This is a genomic window from Bacillus weihaiensis, assembly GCF_001889165.1.
In the GTDB taxonomy this organism is placed as follows: domain Bacteria; phylum Bacillota; class Bacilli; order Bacillales; family Bacillaceae; genus Metabacillus; species Metabacillus weihaiensis.
In genome coordinates, this window is sequence record NZ_CP016020.1 from 802,989 (window position 1) to 821,355 (window position 18,367).

Annotated in this window: 14 protein-coding genes and 1 tRNA gene; 12 read left to right on the top strand and 3 right to left on the bottom strand. The window is 35.7% G+C overall.

Translation table 11 applies throughout. The features are described from left to right. Window positions 1-247 precede the first annotated feature (247 nt). Window positions 248-1,756, bottom strand: coding sequence for a DHA2 family efflux MFS transporter permease subunit (locus A9C19_RS03795; protein ID WP_072578726.1), 1,509 nt, complete (start codon window positions 1,754-1,756; stop codon window positions 248-250). Window positions 1,757-1,962: 206 nt separating this feature from the next. Between A9C19_RS03795 and A9C19_RS03800 the strand changes: the two genes are divergently transcribed. The 12 genes from A9C19_RS03800 (at window position 1,963) to A9C19_RS03855 (ending at window position 17,001) form a co-directional block, all read left to right on the top strand. Beyond that, on the top strand, window positions 1,963-2,856 hold the full coding sequence (locus A9C19_RS03800; protein ID WP_072578727.1) for a TetR/AcrR family transcriptional regulator: 894 nt from the start codon (window positions 1,963-1,965) through the stop codon (window positions 2,854-2,856). Between the two features lie 44 nt (window positions 2,857-2,900). Continuing rightward, window positions 2,901-3,665 (top strand): DeoR/GlpR family DNA-binding transcription regulator, encoded by a 765-nt coding sequence (locus tag A9C19_RS03805; RefSeq protein ID WP_072578728.1) that lies wholly within the window; start codon window positions 2,901-2,903, stop codon window positions 3,663-3,665. Between the two features lie 244 nt (window positions 3,666-3,909). Next, the gene (locus A9C19_RS03810) at window positions 3,910-5,148 is read left to right on the top strand and encodes an MDR family MFS transporter (RefSeq protein WP_072578729.1); all 1,239 of its coding nucleotides are present in this window, start codon (window positions 3,910-3,912) and stop codon (window positions 5,146-5,148) included. Window positions 5,149-5,326: 178 nt separating this feature from the next. Further along, the gene (locus A9C19_RS03815; RefSeq protein ID WP_072578730.1) at window positions 5,327-6,295 is read left to right on the top strand and encodes an ABC transporter permease; all 969 of its coding nucleotides are present in this window, start codon (window positions 5,327-5,329) and stop codon (window positions 6,293-6,295) included. A 12-nt stretch (window positions 6,296-6,307) separates the two neighbouring features. Beyond that, entirely contained in the window at window positions 6,308-7,186 is an 879-nt protein-coding gene (locus A9C19_RS03820; RefSeq protein ID WP_072578731.1) for a carbohydrate ABC transporter permease, read from the top strand. Window positions 7,187-7,311: 125 nt separating this feature from the next. Beyond that, window positions 7,312-8,898: an extracellular solute-binding protein gene (locus A9C19_RS03825; protein ID WP_233499237.1), complete on the top strand. Its 1,587-nt coding sequence runs from the start codon at window positions 7,312-7,314 to the stop codon at window positions 8,896-8,898. Between the two features lie 153 nt (window positions 8,899-9,051). Continuing rightward, on the top strand, window positions 9,052-10,092 hold the full coding sequence (locus A9C19_RS03830) for an AraC family transcriptional regulator (RefSeq protein WP_072578732.1): 1,041 nt from the start codon (window positions 9,052-9,054) through the stop codon (window positions 10,090-10,092). Beyond that, window positions 10,089-11,897 carry a cache domain-containing sensor histidine kinase gene (locus A9C19_RS03835; protein ID WP_072578733.1) on the top strand — a complete coding sequence of 603 codons (1,809 nt, stop codon included), beginning with the start codon at window positions 10,089-10,091 and terminating at the stop codon, window positions 11,895-11,897. The genes A9C19_RS03830 and A9C19_RS03835 overlap by 4 nt, the downstream gene beginning before the upstream one ends. 533 nt (window positions 11,898-12,430) lie before the next feature. Next, window positions 12,431-13,195, top strand: coding sequence for an SDR family NAD(P)-dependent oxidoreductase (locus A9C19_RS03840; protein WP_072578734.1), 765 nt, complete (start codon window positions 12,431-12,433; stop codon window positions 13,193-13,195). Between the two features lie 228 nt (window positions 13,196-13,423). Continuing rightward, window positions 13,424-15,721 carry a DUF4962 domain-containing protein gene (locus tag A9C19_RS03845; RefSeq protein ID WP_072578735.1) on the top strand — a complete coding sequence of 766 codons (2,298 nt, stop codon included), beginning with the start codon at window positions 13,424-13,426 and terminating at the stop codon, window positions 15,719-15,721. Window positions 15,722-15,746: 25 nt separating this feature from the next. Beyond that, a complete protein-coding gene (locus A9C19_RS03850) occupies window positions 15,747-16,064 on the top strand; it encodes a cupin domain-containing protein (protein ID WP_072578736.1) in 318 nt (105 codons plus the stop codon). 514 nt (window positions 16,065-16,578) lie between these two features. Further along, the gene (locus A9C19_RS03855) at window positions 16,579-17,001 is read left to right on the top strand and encodes a hypothetical protein (RefSeq protein ID WP_145925775.1); all 423 of its coding nucleotides are present in this window, start codon (window positions 16,579-16,581) and stop codon (window positions 16,999-17,001) included. 206 nt (window positions 17,002-17,207) lie between these two features. Here the strand turns inward: A9C19_RS03855 and A9C19_RS03860 are convergent. Together A9C19_RS03860 and A9C19_RS03865 are read right to left on the bottom strand one after the other, a co-directional pair. Continuing rightward, a tRNA-Ala gene (locus tag A9C19_RS03860) sits at window positions 17,208-17,280 on the bottom strand. A gap of 286 nt (window positions 17,281-17,566) precedes the next feature. Then, window positions 17,567-18,034: a hypothetical protein gene (locus A9C19_RS03865; RefSeq protein ID WP_072578738.1), complete on the bottom strand. Its 468-nt coding sequence runs from the start codon at window positions 18,032-18,034 to the stop codon at window positions 17,567-17,569. Window positions 18,035-18,367: the final 333 nt, after the last annotated feature.

The following is an 18,367-nucleotide window of genomic DNA, read 5'->3' on the forward strand; positions in this document are numbered from 1 at the left end:
AAAAAAGTCAAATGCCCCCGTATTTTAAGAGTAGAACATCAAAAAAGAATCAAACGTCTCGCCTTTCAAGAGTAGAACATCAAAAAAATCAAACGCCGCCGCCTTTCACGAGTAGGACATCAAAAAATAGGCAAACTGTTCAACATTTCAAGAGTAGCCCACCAAAAACAAACAATCCCCCCACCAACAAAAAAGAGAAGAAGCAACTTTCTAGAACCGAAAGCTTGCTCTTCTCTTAAATGATTCTTTATACTAATTCCTCTGTTAATGATACTTCTTTCTTCTTTTCATCAGCAGGCTGTGGGCGCTTGATAAAGAAGGCGAAGGCTAATGCGATAGCGGCAATGAAAACTGAGACCAAGAAGGAGTCGTTTATTCCCTCAAGTGTGGCTTTCATCATTAGCTGGTGTTGCATTTCAGCTAAAGCTTCTGCACTAGGTTGTTCAGTCATCGTGGCCTTTGCTGACTCAATCATTTCTTCTGCATGGAATTTAGTTCGACTAGACATAACCGATACAAGTAGGGCGGTACCAATTGCGCCCGATACTTGGGAAAGAGTGCTGTTCATTGCCGTACCATGCGGATTTAATCGTTGTGGAAGCTGATTTAATCCGTTTGTCATAACTGGCATCATGACCATGGACATTCCAAACATTCTTATCGTATACATGATGATTAACGTCGAGTATTCGGTTGTTTCTGTTAGTTGACTGAATGAAAAGGTTGTAGCTACAGTGATGACTAATCCTGTGATCGCGAGCACTTTTGCTCCGTATTTATCAAAGAGTTTCCCAGTAATAGGTGACATGATCCCCATTACAATTGCACCTGGTAGAAGCAATAAGCCAGAATCTAAAGGAGAGATGCCTCTTAACTGCTGAAGATAAATAGGCATTAAAATCATCGCTGAGAACATTGCCATATTTAGAGTAATGGAAATAACAGAGCTTAAGGCAAACATCGGGTACTTATACACTCTAAAATCAAGCATAGGCTTCTCTAACTTATATTGACGAAGTATGAAGAAAATTAAACCAATGACTCCAGCAATCAGCGTGCCATATACCTCAACGTCATCCCAGCCCTTGGCACCTGCTGAACTAAATCCATACAGTAGACCTCCAAACCCTATTGTTGAAAAGATGAGCGAAAGAGTATCTATAGTAAGATTTACTTTTTCTTTTGTATCCTTTAGCTTGAAAAAAGCGAAAAGCAAAACAAGGACAGCGATTGGCAGAATCATATAAAATAATGTTCGCCAGTGATAATTTTGAACAATCCAGCCTGAGAGAGTCGGACCAATTGCAGGTGCGAAAATCATAACTAATCCTAAAACACCCATTGCCCCTCCGCGTTTTTCAACAGGGAAGCTACTTAGCAAGACGTTCATTAATAAAGGCATCATAACAGCAGAACCTGATGCTTGAACCATTCTTCCTGCTAGTAACAGTGGAAAGCTATCTGCAATACTTGCAACAAATGTGCCGAGAGTAAATAATAGCATTGCCGATATAAACAGATGTCTTACTGAAAACTTCTGAATGAGAAAGGCTGTTGTAGGAATGAGAATTCCATTGACTAGCATGTAACCTGTTGCCAGCCATTGGATGGTAGTTTCCGTTACGTTCAAGTCCTCCATCATTGATGGAAGAGCAACATTTAATAATGTTGAATTCAATATTGAAACAAATGCACCTGCCAAAAGGATTGCAATAATCCCATAGGGTGATTTATCGATCGTACTTGATTGTTTCATGGTGTTCCTCCTTATATAAACTAGGGGTTCATTTTTTTGTACAGTTATTCTAATACATTATCTTACTCCCCTTTTTTCTATTTGGCAACTAAAGAATATTGGATGTGAGAGGATTGTGATGGAGATTAAAATAAGATAGTATGTTTCATATAGAAGAGAGCACGAATACATCAAAAAAATGTGAAGAATGAAGTAGGGAGCAAAAGATGAATGAACGTAAACAACAAGTAATAAAAAAAGCGCACGAACTATTTATAAATAAGGGATTTCAGGCGACTTCCATACAAGATATCCTTGAGTACAGTGGAATTTCAAAGGGCACGTTCTATAACTACTTCTCATCTAAGAATGAACTTTTTAAGGAAGTATTCAGTTCACTACGGGATAAGTTAGAGGAAGAAAGAAATAAACTTTTAATTGGAGAAAATCTATCAGATTTAGAAGTATTCATTCAACAAGTAACATTAATGATGAAGATCAATAAAAAAAATAAACTATTCTCGCTCATTGAAGAAGTTTATGTTTCAAATGATCCAGATTTAAAGGACTTTATTAAACGAAGTCAATACTTAACAATTAGTTGGCTGTATGAACGATTTTTAGATATGTTTGGAGAAGACAGTCGTCCTTACTTATTAGATTGTGCCATCCTATTTATGGGGATGCTACAGCACACGTTTCAGTACAATGTCTTAGTAAAGGGTGAACAGCTTAATCATACTGAGATTATTCGCTATTGTGTCGAAAGGCTTAAAAGAATTGTTGATGATGTCCAAGAACAAAAGGTGCAGCTTTTAGAGCCAAGTCTACTGTCAACTTGGTTACCTGAATTAATGAATTCGGAAAACCATGAGATAGTAAAAATGACGACTCTTTCTGAAAACCTAAAAAAGAGTGTGAGTGAAATTATTTCTGACCAAACGACTCAAGAGACTTGTTTACAGCTGATTGATTTTATCTATGAAGAATTTTTGAATACAAAGAAAACAAGGATGTTTTTAATTGAAAGTGCACTCTTATCCTTGTCGATGAATAAGAATTTAAAAGAGCGAGAAGAGTTTGTACTTTACAAGGAATTTCTAGTAAATAAAGATAATTAGGGCTTTTATTATAAAAAAAATCGTAGAATGGGAGGATAGAGTGAATGCTTGCAATTGAACGACATGAGCGAATTCTTGCTCAGTTGGATAAAAATAAACGTGTGAAAGTATCGGATTTGAGTAATCTATTACAGGTTACAGAAAAAACGATAAGAGGAGACCTAGAGTTACTAGAGAAACGAGGACTATTAAAACGTGTTCATGGTGGTGCAGTATTGTTTGATGTGGAAGGAAGAATGTTGCCAATTGCTGACCGTCAATTAAGTCATCATGAGGTGAAGATAGCTATTGCACGTGAAGCATTAAAAAAAATAAAACCTCATGAAACTGTTCTAATGGATGGTGGAAGCACGGTATTAGCTTTGGCGAAACTATTAGGAGATTTTCCGGTGACAGTCATTACAAATGACATAAAAATTGCAAACGTTTTATTAGAGAAACGAAATGTCCAATTAATGGTTTTAGGGGGGATGAGGATAGATCAGTCTTCTTCATTAATGGGGAGTCAAGCAACAGAGATGTTAGTAAGAATGAAGGTGAACAAACTGTTCTTTGGATCAACAGGTGTGTCAATTGACCATGGGTTATCCGTTTTTAATAGTATTCACGCAGACTGGAAAAAACATATTATTAAATGTTCCGATTATATCACTCTACTAGCAGATTCGACAAAGTTTGAAAAAGTAGCACTAATCCAGTTTGCTTTACTTGAAGATGTTGATGCCATTGTCACTGACTCTAGCTTAAGCAACGAGATACAGAGGAAGTTAGAAAATGATCAATTTCAACTCCATATTGCACAAATCTAAATAGAAGGATATTGAGATGATTTACGATGATTATTCGTTGTCATCTTTTTTTTGAAAAATACAGGGGGAAGTGTCATGAATTAACATGAAACAGACGATGACGATCTTCACCTGTGTGAAGGAAAAGAGAAGACTTACCTATAAGACGAAAAAAAACAACACGCACCTAAAAAGGAGCAATTTCTTTCATATGTACCAGATGCTAAAATTTATATTTATCAACAAGAGAAGAGGGTGAGGATATTTGTCAAAAGCATCGGTATCGGAAAAGAAAGTACAAGAACAGAGTTATTTTCATCCTAGTTTGATTGCTATGTATATTGATACGCTTGTTATGTCTATAGGATTTTATATGCTTGTCCCCCTTTTAGGTGTTTATTTTATTAACCATCTTAATTGGAGCTCTACATTAACAGGTATGGTTCTTGCTATAAGTGGCCTTTCGCAGAATGGACTGCGTTTTTTTTGTGGGATAATAGCGGATCGGATTGGGTATAAGCAGGCTATTCTACTCGGAGTAGGTATTCGTGTAGCGGGTTTTATTCTATATGGAATGGTGTCTCATCCTATAGGATTTGCGATGGCTGCCTTTATTTCAGGTTTAGGAGGAGCATTTTTTCATCCAGCAAGCTTTGGAGCATACGCAAGAATTACAACAGAAGAAATGAAGTCAAAGATTTTTAGTATTCGTGAGACATTAAGTAATGTTGGGTTTATATTAGGCCCAGTAATTGGAATGTTCTTGCTGCAATTTGATTTTAGGCTTGTTTGTTTTAGTTCGGCTTTCATGTTTATTTTGGCGTTTTTACTCTCTTGGTTTTTACTACCTGTAATGAAGGGAGAAGAAACCAAAAAGCAGGAATTCATCCCAATTGTAAAACAAATTATGACAAATACGGAATTTCTTCGATTTTGCTTATTGATCATTGGTGTGTGGGCACTAAACGTTCAACTGTATCTCTCTGTTCCGATACAAGCTGAAATAATAGGTGTTGAGACAGATCTTATTGCGTACCTATACATGACGGGAGCTATTTTTATGGTGGTCTGTCAAATTCCCTTATTGCAATTTTTATCGAATAAAATAAAGCAATTCGACATCATGGCTTTAGGGACCATGATTCTTGGTACTAGTTTATTGCTTTTTGGTTTTACACAAGGTTTTTGGTCGCTACTGTTTGCAGTGTTAGTTTTCACCCTTGGTCAAATGCTAGTTACCCCGACAATGAATCATTTAATTACAAGTTATTCTGATTCGCAGTCTTTTGCGACTTACTTTGGGTTTACTGGGTGGAGTTTTGCTATAGCTGGCTTTCTTGGCAATAGTGGAGGAGGTTTTCTGCATGATGTATTTGATGCTCAATCAGGACTTTCTTTCATTCCATGGACAGTATTATTTTTATTAGGATGTGTCATCTCTTTTATTTTTTATGTGAATGGAAGGACAAAGAAGAAGGATCAGGCATCTACTCTCAATACCTAAAAAAAACACAAAGTAGCTAAAATGTAACCGAAGTTCATTTTCTTAGAGAGTGATAAAATACAAGTACAATGAAATGGGAAATTTCGGTTGTGACATTACGAAAGGAAAAAGAAATAAGGGGGATAACTCAATAAATTGGAAGCGTGTACATGAGTAAGTCTTGAGAGGAGAGAAGAGTATGAAAAGCACTGTAACTAGAGAAAACGAGGCTAATCAATCAATTCAGTTCAAGGAAGAAAAAAAGTTTCAGAAAACGTTAGCTAGGCTTAATAAACATAAGATGTTATATCTTATTTCGATCCCAGGGATTTTGTATTTTATTATCTTCAAATATGCACCATTCATGGGCTCGATCATTGCATTTAAAGACTACAATATTTTTGCTGGAATTTGGGACAGTCCTTGGGTAGGCTTAAAACATTTTGAAGCACTTTTTGCAAATCCTGATTCCGTCCGGGTGTTGAAAAATACTTTATTATTAAGCTTTTATGATATATTGGTGTTTCCAGCGCCATTAATACTCGCCCTGTTACTAAATGAGTTACGATTAGTCATTTATAAGCGACTTATCCAAACCATTGTCTATATGCCGCATTTTCTGTCATGGGTAATCATTAGTGGATTATTTATTGGGATTTTATCTCCTACTACTGGAGTAGTGAATCACTTCATTGAGTGGTTAGGATTTGAGCCAATTTACTTTATGGGATCAGAAGATTATATTAGACCAATTCTAGTTTTAACCTATTTATGGCAAAGTGTTGGTTGGGGAACAATTATTTATTTAGCTGCTCTAGCTGGTGTTAATCCAGAGCTATATGAAGCGGCGAAAGTGGATGGAGCAAATCGCTTTCATCAAGTGCTACATGTAACGATTCCTGCTATTCTTCCGACATTTAGTATTTTATTCTTGCTTCACATAGGTAATTTCCTTGATTTTGGATTTGAAAGGGTTTACGTTTTCTTGAATCCATTAAACCAAGTAAATGGTGATATATTAGACACGTACATTTATTCAGTAGGTTTACAAAATGCACAATATAGCTTTACGACTGCAATTGGTTTATTTAAATCTGTGGTAGGTTTAATTCTATTAGTCTTTGCTAATTTCATAAGCAAAAGAATCTCTGGAAATAGTCTGTATTAGGAGGTTAAACATATGAAGAAAAATGACAGCATATTCTCGAAGCTATTCGATCTATTTAATATCATTTTTTTGGGGTTACTTTCACTTAGTATGATTCTCCCGCTTATTTCCGTTATCGCTAAGTCATTTAGTAGTTCAGAAGCCATTTCAAAAGGAGAGGTATTCTTTTGGCCTATTGAATTTACAACAATGAACTATGAGTATGTCTTTCAAGACGCTTCAATTTGGAGAGCATTCTTTATCTCTATTTTGATCACAGTTGGAGGAACGTTTATCAATTTATTGGCAACGACATCTCTTGCTTATCCATTATCAAGACCCGAATATAAAGGTAAAAAGGTCATTTTATTTCTTGTCTTGTTCACAATGATTTTCTCAGCCCCATTAATTCCATCCTATTTAGTTGTAAAAAACTTAGGTATGGTCGATACATTATGGGCTTTAGTTATCCCGTCTATGATTAGTGCTTTTAACTTTTTTGTTATGAGGTCGTTCTTCCAAAACATACCTAGTACTTTAATTGACGCAGCGCGTATTGATGGACTTGGTGAATTAGGGATTCTATTCCGTGTCGTTTTACCACTATCAAAGCCTGTGTTAGCTACAATTGGTCTATTTTATGGTGTAAGTCATTGGAATAACTATCAATCTGCTTTATATTTCATTAATGATCCAAAATTGTACCCATTACAAGTAAAATTGCGTCAGATGATCGTAAATGATGAGATGGCAGTTGAAGCGAATACAGTCTTTTCTTCTATGGCGCTAAATTCACCAGAAGGTATCCAGATGGCAACTGTAGTAGTAGCGATTATTCCGATTCTATTACTCTATCCATTCTTACAAAAGTATTTTGTAAAAGGTTCTTTGATTGGATCAATAAAAGAATAACAATAAAAATGACAAGACTACTAAAAAAAACCTATTGTTGGCACCTTAATTTTCAGAATATAATGAATCCGAAATATGAAAGCGCTTTACAAAAAGTTTCACAAATTCAAGGGGGGTAAGAAGAAGTGAAAAAAGTAGGTAATGGAATGAAGGGGTTGTTCGTTGCTTTTCTAGCAATAATTTTATTGGTAGGTTGTCAAAATGAGCCTGTGGTAGAAGACGGAACAAGTAATTCAAACGATGGGGATGAAAATGCATCGTCAGAAATGTCGATCTCAATGAGAACTTTAGCATTCACACATGTTGAAAATTCTCCAGACATTAATAAGGACGAATATGTTCTTGAGTTAGAAAAATTAACAAATATGGACTTAGATATTCGCTTGTTACCACATAAAGAGTATTCAACAAAAATGGATTTAATGTTTGCTTCGGGAGACATTCCTGATGTTGTTCAAACTTCAGGTGGTTTTGGAGAGGGAAGTGGTCAATCTTTACGACAAGCTGTTGAAGCTGGTGTATTTATGCCACTTGATGATTTAATTGATGAACATGGTCCAAACCTAAAGAAATATATTCCTGAAGAAGCGTGGGAGCAACAAAGGTATACAGATGGAAAGCTTTATTCAATTCCTGAATTCTTATCAAATCCATCACGTCGTGCTACTTGGATTCGTAAGGATTTACTAGACAAAGCTGGATTAGAAGTTCCAAAAACAGTAGAAGAAACGTTAAATGTATTACGTGAATTCAAAAAAATGGGTGTTGAGCATCCTTATGGAGGACGTGCAGAATTTAAGTATTCTGATACATTCTTCGGTTCTTATGACGTTCAACCATATGTTAGTATGTGGGAATTAGACGATAAGGGAAATCCAGTACCAAAGTTCTTTGACTCAGAGAATATGGAAGCTGCACTTCAAACTTATAAAACAATGTACGATGAGGGATTATTGCATAAAGAATTCTTAACAATTGATTCCACTCAATATAAGAATAATGCAATTAATGGTAATGTTGGTATGTGGGTAATGAATGCCAATGAATTGTTACAATGGGAACAACAATTAAAGGAAAACGTTCCAGAAGCTGAAATCGCAATTGTTCCTTCACCAGTTGGTCCAGACGGCGGTGGTGGTTATTATCTATATGGTGATGTAACTCGTGCTTACGCGATCAACAAGGATGCTGAAAACCCAGAGAAGATCATTCAATTCTTTGATTGGATGCTTTCAGAAGAAGGAGAAAAATTCTTCACTTATGGAATTGAAGGAAAAGATTATACAGAAGAAAATGGAAAAATAAACTACAATACTCCAGAATCGATTGATGATATTAACATTGAGCGTTATCGAACATCTTTCTTATGGATGGTTCAAGATACAACATATGTTGAAGGATTATTAGAACTTACTCCAGAAGGGCAAGAGCTTATTAAAACATATGATACGGTTCTTGCGAATGAAGGAAGAGATGGAATAAGATTTGATCCTCCATTAAGTGCATTAGACACTTTACCAGATCTACAACCTGGTTCTGATGTGCCTCCGAAAATACTAATGGGTCATATGGCTAAAATGATTACGGGTGATGAGCCGATTAGTGATTGGTCAAAAGTAGTTGAGGAATGGAAAACTAGAGGTGGAGACAAAGCGTTAGAAGAAGCTGCTGAACGATATAAAGCAGGAGAATTCCAACCAGAAAGAAAATAAAAATTTGTGGCTGTCCTAAATATTACTTTTAGGATAGCCTCTTTGCTTTATTTGATTTTTTCCATAAAATTTTTCCTTAATTTGAAATAAACCTGTGCTATAATTTAGGATAAGTGGTATAAATATACATGTTCATTAGAAGGAGAAGCGCCGATGAAGATATTAATAATTGAAGATGAATATATGATTCGTAAAGGAATTCGGCATCAACTAGGAAATTTAGATTTTCAAGGTATTTGTATCGAAGAAATTATGGAAGCAGAAGATGGAATCGAAGCAGACGAACTTTTACTTACTCATTCTTATGATATTATTTTTACTGATATTAACATGCCTGATATGGATGGTCTAACTCTATTAAGCAAATGGGCTGACCAACATAAAAATACTCAATGGGTGATAATATCTGGCCATGACTCTTTTCAATATGCACAAAAAGCCATTTGCCACGGTGCAAAAGACTATATTTTGAAACCGATTACAAGAGAGAAAATAGTGACTACTTTCGAGCGTTTAGTAGCTACCTATAAATCAAAACAAATTGATTTCATAGAAGTGAAAGAAATAGATTTAATGTTATCTATTTTAGTAGAAGCTATCTGGGTTTTAGATGAAGAAGGTATGAGAGATACAATTGTTGAATGGGCTTACAAAATTGATAAAAAACAGGTACATCTCTCCTATTATCAAAATGTATTAAATGATATGTTACGTACGTTAGTTGAAAGACTTGATCGAAAAGGAAGTATTAATTTAAACACTTCTTTTGAAATTGTAGGGAATACGACAGAGGAAATGACAATCTTATTTATTGAACACTGTCAAACAATGATTAAAACTGTAAGAGAACAAAGGAAAGGGAAAATTATTGATCCTATAGAAGCTGCAAAGGAATATATGCTAAAAAATATAGGAGAAAAAGTAAACTTAGATGATGTAGCCCAGAGATTAGGATTTAACTCATCTTATTTTAGTCAATTATTCAAGAAAGAAACAGGGCAAACCTTCGTAGAATATCGAATCAATTTACGAATGGAGGTTGCTAAAAAACTTCTTGAGCAAAATGAAATGAGAATTATTGATATTTGTAATGAAATCGGATACGATGATGCGCCACATTTTACGAAAACATTCAAGAAATATACAGGTTACTCACCGACCGAGTATCGAAATTCATTAGGGATCGATGTATGAAGAAGTGGCTACTTCAATTAAATCTTTTTCAAAGGTTACTATTATATTTTGCAATCATCATGATTTTACCTTTGATTATTGTTTCTAGTATTATCTACATGCAATCATCGAATCTGATAGAGCAACAAGCTGAAGATTTCTTGAAACAGATCGTCACAAATGTATCCTTTCAATCTGATCGTTTTATTAAAAAATATGAATTAGCTACCTTGCCTCTTGTTTCAAATACTAACGTGAAATATTTGTTAGATTTAGAGAATGGAGATATCGACGAGCACATTCGCTATCAATATTATCAAAATATTTGGACCATGATGGATAATATTGCATTACAAAGTCCAGAGATCGATCAAATCTACATTATTGGTGATAATGAAAAGGATATTACGTTGCGGAATGTAGGTATTACCTCAGAGCGAAAAGAAAAATATAGAAGCTTGAAATCTGTCACTTCTGAAACAGGAGAAATTACTATCGTACCTACAAATCGTAACGGAGAAATGTATATTACGATTGCAAGAAAAATAAGAGGAATGAAATCATTTGAGCCAAAGGGCATTTTAGCTATCGAGATCAATGCGTCTCAGTTAGGTGAGATGTGGAAGGAAGCGAATCTTGGTGAAGAAGGATTTTTCATGATTGCTGATGAAAATGGTCATGTCATCTATCACCCTGATAACACTGTGATCGGAGAGCAATTGAATGAAGTTGGGAGGTCACAGCTTAGTCAGCTTCAGCAAGGTAGTTTTTTTGACGATTGGAATGATAAATCAACCTTCTTTCATTTCTCTACTTCTACTTATACGAATTGGAAGCTAATTGCAGCTGTACCAGAGTCACAGCTTTATGCACCAATATCTGGTGTGAGAATCACAGCATTTTTATCTGCGGCCTTTGTATTACTTGTTGCGTTCAGTATAAGCATTAACTTTATTAAGCAGATTGTTCATCCAATCCGGAAAGTAGAAAAAACGATGAAAAGTGTAGAAGAAGGAAAGTGGAAAAAGCTTCCGACACTTGCGAGACATGATGAGATTAGTAGTTTAATTAATAGTTATAATGCGATGGTAGACCGTCTGTCCACATTAGTCGACCAAGTCTATAAAGCTGAACTAAATCAAAAGCAAATGAAAATTGAATTACAAGAAAGAGAGCTAGAAAAGCAAAAGGTGGAAATACAAGCTTTACAATCTCAAATCAATCCTCATTTCTTATATAACACTCTTGAAACAATGGGTGCTTACGGGATGATAAATGGGATTGAGGAAATTTCAGAAATGGCTGATAGCTTAGCGACAATGTTTCGCTATTCCGTTCGAAATTTAGAATTAGTCACAATTAAGGATGAGATTGATCATATAAAAAATTATCTAGTCATTCATGAACACCGAATAAAAAAACCTATAAACTTAATTCTAGACATAGATCCTGCGCTTTTTCAGGTGTCTATGGTTAAGCTAAGCCTTCAGCCTCTTGTAGAGAATGCGATTGAGCATGGAATCAAAAGATCAATGAAGGATTTGACCATTACAATCCGGACTAAAATTAATGGCTCTTGTTTAAAGGTGTGTGTGATTGATAACGGCAAAGGGATGTCACCGGAAAGATTAAATGAAATAAATGAGCATCTTAAGCAAAATAGGATGAAAGATTCAGAGCTTGGAAGTCATTTAGGGATTGGTATCGCGAATGTTAATAGACGAATTCAGCTATTATTTGGAGATCAGTATGGTCTAGAAATGACCAGTCAGCAAGATATAGGAACAAATGTAACCATTCACCTCCCTTATCAAACGAAAAGATGAAAATGAGTTCTTTTTCTGTAAAACCTAAAAACAATACATTCCAGTCTAAAAGGAAAACTACCTCTTTTTATTACTTTCTTTATAAGCTGAATAAGAAACCAGACACCTTTAAATGATAACGTTTACACATTTGTAGGTGTCTGGTTTTTTGTAAAGAAGGAATAGTCTATGAGATAAAACAAGTTTTTCTACCTATTTTCACCCATGTTCATGAGTTTTACTACATAACTAATGACAGACGTACTGGCAAGTGGACACGACGGTAATACCAGAGAACATATAACCATAATCATCAAGCAACTCGTTGGCATTCCTAAAGTACAAAAGCATAGAATCTCCTTGACTAAAACTCTTTAAAATATGTAGGTTATGATCAGCTAGCTTTGTAGAGTATGCGTTTTCACTCAAGATTGTAAGGATATCTAAAAAAAAGACAATGTTGACTAAAACTATTCCCCCGATTGAACGTAGGAGGCAGTGCTAAAATAACATTATGACAAGATATGAATGATACTAAGAACAGGGGGATTTTCATGAATATTAATCTGGAAAATCAAGTAGCTTTAGTAACGGGGGCAAGTGGAGGAATTGGACAATCCATTGCCATTCATTTAGCAGCAAGTGGTGCAAAGGTAGCTGTAAACTATCTAAGCAACAAACAAGGTGCTGAAGAAACAGTTAGATTAATTGAAGAGAATGGCGGAACAGCGATTATGTTACAAGCTGATGTAACCGATCTTTCTCAGATTGATTCTCTTGTTTCGAAGGTTGAAGAACAGCTTGGAACAGTTGATATCTTAGTAAATAATGCTGGTCACTTAATTGAAAGACGCCCAATTGGAGAAATGACAATTGATTTATGGCAGAAGGTATTTGATGTGAACGTTACGTCGGCAGCATTTATGAGTAAAGCTGTTATTCCTGGCATGAAACAAAAAGGAAGCGGTTCCATCATCAATTTAAGCTCTCTTGCAGCACATGATGGCGGTGGACCAGGTGCAGTTCCATATGCTACTGCAAAAGGGGCAATTATTACCTTTACTAAAGGTTTAGCGAAAGAATTAGCTCCATTTGGTATTCGTGTAAATTCAATCTCACCAGGATTTATTGATCAAACTAAATTCCACACAACATTTAATACGGAGGAAGGAAGAAAAGCTACAGCTGCAAAGGTTCCATTAGGTCGTGGCGGAGTTCCAGATGATATCAGCGGAGCAGCTCTATTCCTTATCTCTCCACTTTCTTCTTATATTACAGGAGAAACAATTGAAATAAACGGCGGACTCTTTATGAAATAAGAAAGGCTATGTTAAAGGGGTAATGTTGATTTTTTCTCTCTTTATAGTATGACACATGCGTCTTACTTAGAGCCTCTAAAGTCCTTATTGATAAAAGAGGCTCCGGGACTACCCGTAGTATAAAGGAATAAAATCAACAATAAGAATAACAGAGCCAAGTAATAAAGAAAATGCTTATTGTACCGTGTTGAAACAGCTTCTCTAATAGGATTGAAGGAGGAAACAAAAATGCAAACAATCTATCAGCCAGCTAGTGGAATACTTGATGTAAAGTATGGACCAGATGAACATACAGACCATATTGAAAATCCTCCACGTTTTACGTGGATGCCAGTCCAACTACAAGAGGATCACTACTGTTTACAGATTTCTAAGGATAAAGATTTTTCTCCAGAACAGACGGAAACGATTGAATCTATACCATATAATTTTTACACGCCTAATCACCCATTAGAGGCGGGCACATATTATTGGAGATATTGCCAAGTAGATAAGGCTTCTAATAGCATTTTGTCTTCATGGAGTGAAGTGAGAAGGTTTGATATGCCAGAACAGCTACCTGATACATCACTTCCAAGCCGTGAAGAACGCTATAAGGATGTAAACCTTGCTCACCCTAGATTATGGCTAGGACCAGAGGAAGTTGAAAAATTTAGAGAAGAGATTAAAAAAGATCCGTCTCATTGTCGTTGGGATGTATTTTATGAAAAATCTGTTACACCATGGCTTGAAAGAGAGCTTATGCCTGAGCCAAAACCATATCCAGAGAACAAACGAGTGATTAAGCTTTGGAGACAGATGTATTTAGACTGCCAAGAAACACTTTATGCAGTTCGTCACTTAAGTGTTGCTGGTGTGATTTTAGAAGATGAGAAAATCATTAGTCGTGCAAAGGAATGGCTTCTTCACGTGGCCAACTGGGATACTGAGGGCACAACATCAAGAGATTACAATGATGAATGCGCTTTCCGTATCGTAGCAGCTCTAGCGTGGGGCTATGATTGGCTTTATCATCATCTTTCTGCAGAAGAAAAAGGACTTGTTCGTCATTCACTGTTGAGAAGAACAGAACAAGTTGCAGATCATAATATTAAACGATCTAAAATTCACCAAGTTCCATATGACAGTCATGCTGTTCGTTCTCTATCATCCGTTTTAGTTCCATGTTCTATTGCATTATTAGAGGATGCAGAAGAAGTGAAGGATTGGTTGGACTACACCTTAGAGTATTACGCAGCGATCTACACACCTTGGGGTGGAAAAGATGGCGGCTGGGCTGAAGGTGGTATGTATTGGACGACAGGTATGGCCTATCTAATTGACGCGCTAAATCTTGTGAAGAATTATATGGAAATTGATTTCTATAAGCGACCATTCTTCCAAAAAACAGGTGACTTCCCACTATATTGCTATAGTCAGGATACGAGAAAGGCGAGCTTTGGAGACCAATCAAACCTTGGTGAGCGACCTGGCTTAAAAACGGCTTTCAATATTCGTCAGTTTGCAGGAGTTACAGGAAATGGATTGTATCAATGGTATTACGAGCAAGTTAAAGCTTGGGATACAGAAGCAGACCAAAAATTCTTTAATTATGGTTGGTGGGACTTCCCATTCGATGACATGATCTATCTTCATGATATCCCTGAAGTAGAAGCAACTCCTCCAACAGATGCTGAGACTGCGAAATGGTTTAAAGACGTTGGTTGGGTAGCACTTCATCATAAAATGGATCAACCAGAAGATCATATTATGTTCTTAACGAAGAGCAGTCCATATGGTTCATTAAGCCATAGTCATGGTGATCAAAACAGCTTCCTTTTACATGCATATGGTGAGCCACTTGTTATTAAATCGGGCTATTATATCGGCTTCAGTAGTACAATGCATAAAAAATGGAGAAGACAAACTCAAGCACATAACACATTGTTAATTGATGGTGTAGGTCAATACGCAGACTCTAACAAAGTGTTAAATATGTCCTCTAAAGGAAATGTGTTAGAAGTTACATCAAATGATGAATACAGCTATGTTCGTGAAGATGCAACTCTTGCTTACTCTGCAACTGTACCTTACTTAGAAAGATTTGAAAGAGAAATTTATTTTATTAATAATTCCTACTTTGTAATAGTTGATAATGTTGACTTAAAACAAGAAGGTAGCGTCAATTGGTTATTACATTCCTTACACGAAATGGATATTAAAGACCAATCATTTAAAATTGCTGGGGAAAAAGCGGATTTACAAGGTCAATTTGTCTATAGCTCTAGTGGAGACCTATTCCTTGATCAAACAGATCAATTCAATGATGTAGATCCGGAAGAGGTAGAAGGACTACCTAACGAATGGCATCTTAATGCAGTAACGAAAAAATCAAATCGCCATCGTATTGTAACTCTACTTACTCCAAACCGTAAAGACGAGCAGAAATACGTATCATACTTTATGGACGATCAAGATCACGGTGTAAATATTTACTTCACTGAAGATGGAAAAACAACGTGTGTTGAAGTAAAAAAAGCCTATTAAAACGAATAGGAGGAATTCGCGTACTATGAGTAATCAAGCAAATTGGGAACAAGCAGAGCCAGGTGTGAAAAGAAGAATTTTCCCTCCAGGTAAATCAATCATGATGATGGAAGTTCACTTTGAAGAAGGAGCGGAAGGGTATGCACATAGTCATCCCCATGAACAGCTCACGTATTGTATAAAGGGAGAATTTGAATTCACCATTGATGGAGAAGCCCATATCCTAAAACCTGGTGAAACGATCTTTATCCCATCAGGAGCAACACATGGCGCGAAAGCACTTCAAGCAGGTGCCATTATTGATACCTTTACTCCACTTCGAGATGATTTACTTAAACGATAAGAGAATAAGAAGAGCCCCTATTTCTTAGAAATAGGGGTTTTTTTATGTCATCGTTTAGGCGAGATTTATTTCAAAATTAGATAGAATACCAACAAAAAATATTGAATAGGATAAAAAATTTATTGTTAATCAATAAATTATAAGGTATGATTATGATGATATGAAATTCAAAACCAACCGTTATCTAACACGTTGATAATTGAAGTTGTTGATTTCCGTTTACAGGTATTTACTTTAAGCGGTCATGAAGCGTCATATTGACATGCATCTTCGTAAACACAGAAGTCTCCTTTTCTTTTTACTCCAATTTACAAAGGACATAATAATCCAATAACTGAAACACAGTGAACATATGAACAATTAAGGTTGAATTTTGTTCTTATGGCAGGTAAGTATTTAGATGGGCTTTTTAAACAAATTGGTTTGAAAGGTCCGGGAGAGTGTCTGTCACATAATAGCAGAAGTCATGATTACTAATGAAAAAGTAAATGGATCGACAGAAAGGAATGGTTTGATGAAGAAATTACTTTTAGTAACAATTTTTCTATTTAGTCTCCTATCAGCATGTTCTATTCCACAAAGTGCTCCATCTGAATCGAATGAAAATAAGATGGTGATTCATGTAAAGAATCATGCTAATTTTGAATTTTATTCTATTACAGTAAATGCTAGTCTGAAAAATGGTGGGGGTAGTTACGGCGGTGTAAGTAACGCTGACGGTAGTAAAATAAGAAAGGGAGATACAATTGAATTCGATTTTGATAAGGAAGATTATCATTTGGAAGGAGAAGCAGTATTAACTTTTGGCCTACTAGATAAGAACGGTGAAACAACGCTACTAAATGAAATTTCACTCGAATTAAGTACAAATCAGGAATATCATTATGAAATTACCGGCGACTCGAAAAAGGAAGCGAAAATAGCAAGGCTGAATTAATAGAGATAGAAGGGTTTTTATGTATAGATGAAGTTGTACATTTATAGCGTCAAGCGTTTATCGAATGTTCATTGATTTCTCGGCCAGTAGCCTTCCTTTCCTTATAACAATGTCCAAATGAAAACAGCCCTCGTACAAAGTACAAGGGCTGTTTTCATGTTTCACTTATTCGTCTCATGAGTACTTAGATTACATGTTCTAATGAATGGAGCATAGGGGGCTCGAACCCCTGACCTCTACGCTGCCAGCGTAGCGCTCTCCCAGCTGAGCTAATGCCCCGTATAGATAATAAACGTTAAAATCATTCAAGAGTAGTCGTACCAATAGAACTCTACACGTTTTTCTACTACGATATGAATATATTATATAAGGAGGAGATGGGATCTGCAATAGAAAGGTAGATATTTGTAAAGAGTTGCCCAGTAAATAATAAGATGGACATAGAAAAGAAGCCAATTTTACTAATTGACGTCTATTCCGAAACGATATGATAGTTCTTCATTGATAAATTTTCTTCGTTATTTCTACTTAATGGATTTTCTTCAATTGGTTGATTCTTTCATGATCAACGAACTGCTTTTACTTTTTCAACTAAATATTGTGCGCCATATAATAGATAAGCTTTGTAATGTATGTAAAAGAAGAATTGAAAATGGTTTAACCGTTTTAATCGTAAAATTTTGATTTTCTCAAGAAATGGAATGAAGATAAAGGCAAAAAGGGAGTTAAATATTACATTAGTAACCACATACTTTTTGAAATTCCCATAAGTAAATGTAAGGATCCATAAAGAAGCAGGTATGTAAGGACCAATATCAAAAGGAAGTTCATCCTTGATAAAGTTTTTAGGTTTATCGTAAAACGTCCAATACTTTTTGTTTCGACCACGTACATGACTTCTTATTTCATATAAAGCGATTAAGATGCTTGATATAGAATACCGTTTTATATGGTGTTTTCCTATGAAAAACGTCGATAGCCATGGGACAGAGATCATGAAAAAATTGAACAGTTTGTGTTTTTTTGAAGCCATACGATATCACCTCGGGGAGAAATAATTTATTTTAGTAGTGTATCCATGTTTATAGAAATTTACTTACGACTGACCCGGATTTATTACCTAAGTACATCCTATTTTGAGTGCCAATACAAAAAGGTTTGATAAATTAATTCGAAATCAGCCACTAGGAGAGTAGATTGGGAGCTGGTGGGTTGGGGATTCCGATAATCGTTCCTACTTGATCACTTGTGGAGTATGATTGGGAGAAGGTAGTTTCTTTATATTAGGTAGATGAGTTGATATTTTGAAGTTTAGCCTTCTTAGGTAAAAAGTTGTATCCCGGCCACCTTGTGGGCTAAGAATCCG